The sequence below is a fragment of the uncultured Bradyrhizobium sp. genome (assembly GCF_936928535.1).
Taxonomy (GTDB): domain Bacteria; phylum Pseudomonadota; class Alphaproteobacteria; order Rhizobiales; family Xanthobacteraceae; genus Bradyrhizobium.
The window spans coordinates 1-3,797 of record NZ_CAKZHY010000090.1 but is presented as its reverse complement, the minus strand read 5'-3'; the positions used below and the strand labels follow the sequence as shown (position 1 = coordinate 3,797).

Annotated in this window: 5 protein-coding genes and 1 pseudogene; 3 read left to right on the top strand and 3 right to left on the bottom strand. The window is 63.6% G+C overall.

What is annotated here, in order from left to right:
* The coding region (locus Q0687_RS13705; protein ID WP_298877478.1) for a PAS domain-containing sensor histidine kinase at positions 1-1,354 on the bottom strand (1,354 nt) is incomplete at its 3' end.
* 153 nt (positions 1,355-1,507) lie between these two features.
* Here Q0687_RS13705 and Q0687_RS13700 point away from each other — a divergent pair.
* The 3 genes and pseudogenes from Q0687_RS13700 to Q0687_RS13690 form a co-directional block, all read left to right on the top strand.
* Complete coding sequence (locus Q0687_RS13700; protein ID WP_298877475.1) at positions 1,508-2,065, top strand: MarR family transcriptional regulator; 558 nt, start codon at positions 1,508-1,510, stop codon at positions 2,063-2,065.
* 16 nt (positions 2,066-2,081) lie between these two features.
* Positions 2,082-2,747, top strand: coding sequence for a DUF4166 domain-containing protein (locus Q0687_RS13695; RefSeq protein WP_298877474.1), 666 nt, complete (start codon positions 2,082-2,084; stop codon positions 2,745-2,747).
* Positions 2,744-2,956: pseudogene (locus Q0687_RS13690) on the top strand (TIGR01777 family protein); the annotation flags it as partial. The gene Q0687_RS13695 and the pseudogene Q0687_RS13690, both read left to right, overlap by 4 nt.
* 131 nt (positions 2,957-3,087) lie before the next feature.
* On the opposite strand, the gene Q0687_RS13685 reads toward Q0687_RS13690, so the two are convergent.
* Both Q0687_RS13685 and Q0687_RS13680 read right to left on the bottom strand, forming a co-directional pair.
* Positions 3,088-3,480, bottom strand: a complete 393-nt coding sequence (locus Q0687_RS13685) for an SWIB/MDM2 domain-containing protein (protein ID WP_298877470.1) — start codon at positions 3,478-3,480, stop codon at positions 3,088-3,090.
* Between the two features lie 87 nt (positions 3,481-3,567).
* Positions 3,568-3,797: hypothetical protein (locus Q0687_RS13680; RefSeq protein WP_298877467.1), on the bottom strand; the 230-nt coding region annotated here is incomplete at its 5' end.

Sequence of the window (3,797 nt, the reverse complement as noted above, 5' to 3'; positions counted from 1 at the left end):
CGTCCATCTTGCCGGGCATGACGATGTCGGAGAAGACGAAGTCGACCCCATCGCTCTCGAGCTCGCGCAGCGCGGATTCGGCATCTGCAACCCGGCGCACGCTGTACCCGAGCTGCTCCAGGAGACCGGTGCTGACGAGTGCGACATCGGGATTGTCCTCGACCAGCAGCACCGTGCCGCTGCCGCGAACCGGCGCGGCTTCCGGCGCCTCGCTCGCTGCGGTCGCGGTTTCGCGCGGCAGCAGGATGGTGAAGGTCGTGCCCTTGCCGAGCTCGCTTGCGACCTTGACCGTGCCGCCGGCCTGGTGCGCAAAGCCGTGTACCTGCGACAGGCCGAGACCGGTGCCCTTGCCGACCGGTTTCGGCGTGAAGAACGGCTCGAAGATCTTGTCGACGACGTCGGGGGGGATGCCGAGCCCGGTATCGGTGACCGTGATGGCGACGTATTCGCCGCTATGGAGCGGATCGTCGAGGACGATGTTGTGCGCGCCGATGGTCACCGTGCCGCCATCGGGCATGGCGTCGCGCGCGTTGATGACGAGATTGAGCAGTCCCGTCTCGAACTCGGAGATGTCGGCCTTGACGGGCCAGACCTCGCGCTCGATGTCGAAGGCCAGGCGAACCGCGCTCCCCACGCCGGCGTGGAGCACTTCGCGGATTGCCTCGATGCGGTCAGCCAAACGGATCGCCTGCGGATTGACGCTCTGCCGCCGCGCGAAGGTCAGGAGTTGTCCCGTCAGCGCGGCGCCGCGCTTGGCGGCGGTCTCGATCGCCGAGATCGCGCGCTGGAATTTGGAATCCTCGGGGTCGCCCTTCTTGAGGATGTGAAGGCTGCCGCTGATGATCATCAAGAGATTGTTGAAGTCGTGTGCGACGCCGCCGGTGAGCTGGCCGAGCGCATCGAACTTCTGCGACTCCGCGAGCTGTGTCTGCATCGCCTCGAGCTTCAATTGCGTGTTGCGGCGCTCGGTGATGTCGCGCGTGATCTTGGCGAAGCCGACCAGGGCTCCGTTCTCGTAGATCGGATCGATCACGACGCTGGCCCAGAAGAAAGTGCCATCCTTGCGGACACGCCAGCCTTCCTCCTCATAACGCCCCTGGTCGCGGGCGATGCCGAGCGCACGGGCCGGCTTGCCGTTGGCCCGATCGGTCTCGGTATAGAAGCGCGAGAAATGCTGGCCGAGAATCTCCTCGGGCGAATAGCCCTTGATCCGCTCGCCCCCAATGTTCCAGCTCGTGATGATCCCATTGGGATCGAGCATGTAGAGCGCGTAGTCCGCGACTCCCTCAACCAACAGCCGGAAACTCCGTTCGCTTTCGAACAAGTCTCTCTGTTGACTGAACTTTTTGATCATTCCGGACCCCGCCTCGACGGGGGCAAACGCTCCAGAAGGCGTTTGGTTCCCGATCTATGGAACGTTTTTAGGCAAATGGTGCGGACGGTATGCACGAGGGCAAGGCGTCTGACGGCCCTTGACACGTAATCGTAGATGTCAGATATTTCTGTTATGACAGAAACAACCGGAAAAAAGAAACTCCCCGCCGCCGTCGAGCGCTTCATCCTGCATTGGGGTGACATGGGCGACCAGTGGGGCGTCAACCGCTCGGTCAGCCAGATCCACGGGCTGCTCTATCTCGCCGAAGCGCCGATGACGGCCGAGGACATCGCCGACACGCTCGGCATGGCGCGCTCCAACGTGTCCAACTCGCTCAAGGAGCTGCTCGCCTGGAACCTGATCCGCCGCGTGCCGATCCTCGGCGACCGCCGCGATCACTACGAGGCGGAGACCGACATCTGGGAGGTCGCAGCCCGTATCGCGGCACGGCGCAAGGAGCGCGAGCTCGATCCCGCGATCACGGCGCTGCGGGCCTGCGTGACCGACGCTGCCGACGATCCGACCATCAATCCGGTCGCGAGCAAACGGCTGAAGGAGATGCTCGCCTTCACCGAGCTCGCCGACCACTGGTTCATGCAGATGCTGAAAGTGCCGCGGCCGCGGCTGGCCGCCTTGATGCGGCTTGGCGAGAAGATCGTGGGCCTGCTGCCGCTGGGCAAGGCCAAATAGTATTGAGGAGGGTGCGATGACGTCGGCGAGATTATCGGGCTCCAACGCACCAATTTCCGCTCAAATCAAGCTGCTCGACGACCGCCGCTTCCGCGCGTTGCTGTCGGACGAGGATTGGGGCCGCCTTCCGCTTGCAACCTGGCGGCGCTTCTCCAAGCGCGTCGCCGATGGCGACAGCGTGGTCTATGTCGGCGTGGTCGACGAGGTCGCCTTCAGCGACATCGGCTGGTGGGTTGCGCAAGCCGCGCGCCTGATCGGCGGGCCGCTTCCCACGGGGCGGGATACCGGCGTGCCCATGATCGTCACGGTTACCGAGGATGGTGCGACAGGCGGTCAGACCTGGACGCGGATCTGCGCGCGCAAGCGCGGCTTTCCACAAGTGATCCATTCGGCCAAGCGTTTCGCCGGCCCGACGGGACTAGAAGAATATGTCGGCTTCGGCGTCTGCATGGCGCTGCGCATTGCGGTCGAAGGCGAGACGCTGACCTTCCGCAGTGCCGGTTACGGCCTCCAGCTCGGGCACTTCTGGATCCCGTTGCCGCGATGGCTCACGCCGGGCGACCTCACCGTGACCCACAGCGACCTCGGCGAGGGCGCGTTCCGCTTCACTCTCGATGTCATTCATCCGCGTTACGGCGCGCTGATCCACCAGTCCGCATTGTTCAGGGAGGCCGTGTCATGACGCCGCTGCTGTGGACGCTCATCGCCATCCAGATCGTGATGGGCGTATTCGACACCTTCTATCACCACGAATTCACCGAGCGCCTGGCCTGGCGCCCATCGCAGCGTTTCGAGCTGAAGCTGCACGGCATTCGCAATATGCTCTATGCGCTGCTGTTCCTGCTGCTCGGCTGGCTCGAGGTTTATGGCGTGCTGGCGCTCCTGATCGTCGATGCACTGGTTGATCCAGTGCCAGCTGATCCACTCCCCGTCGTCCCAGATGCCTTCGGACGAATCCCGAATCTCGATCCCCGTCCGATCGCAGCGCATAGGGCCCCCTTTTCGCCGTCGATCGCGGCCGACTAGTTGATGTGCTTGCTGACGTGCTTTGTCATCTCGAACATGTTGACCACCGACTTGCCACCGAAGATCTTCTTCAGCTTCTCGTCGGCGTTGATCAGGCGCTTGTTGACCTTGTCCTGCAGGCCGTGCTTCTTGATGTACGCCCACAGGTTCTTGGTGATCTGGCCGCGCGGCTGCGGCTTGGCACCCACCACCTCGGCGAGCAGCGCGCTCGGGTTCATCGCCTTCATCAGCGCCGCCGACGGCTTGCGCTTGGTCTTCTTCACCGCCTTCTTCGCCACGGCCTTCTTCGCAACCGCCTTCTTGGCCGGGGCCTTCTTCTTGGCCACAGCCTTCTTCCCCGCGGCTTTCTTCGCCGCCTTTGCAGCCGGCTTCTTCTTGGCTTTCGCCATGTGCAACCTCCTTGCGAGAATTGGTGCCCGTTGCGGGCAGCCATACTCTAGCGGAACTGCGCGAATTGTGAATATCCAGTGAAGGATTTATTGAAGCCGCCCTTCGGGCGGAAGGCTCCGCAGGACGGCACGCAGGACTGAAGCAACAGCGTTTTCCCTGGGGAAAATGCTGTTTTTGCGCGCCTGGCTCGACGCCGCGCGAGCGGATGCGAGAAACATCCTCGACTGCGCGCGGACCGCATTTGCGTAGGAGAAATGGCCCGATTCGCGCAAATCCGCGCGCGCGGTGAGACGCGGCGCACGTTCTGCGGCGGCGG

Coding starts and splice junctions, on each gene's coding strand:
- Q0687_RS13700 (WP_298877475.1), top strand. CDS start 1,508: ATGACAGAAACAACCGGAAAAAAGAAACTCCCCGCCGCCGTCGAGCGC.
- Q0687_RS13695 (WP_298877474.1), top strand. CDS start 2,082: ATGACGTCGGCGAGATTATCGGGCTCCAACGCACCAATTTCCGCTCAA.
- Q0687_RS13685 (WP_298877470.1), bottom strand. CDS start 3,480: ATGGCGAAAGCCAAGAAGAAGCCGGCTGCAAAGGCGGCGAAGAAAGCC.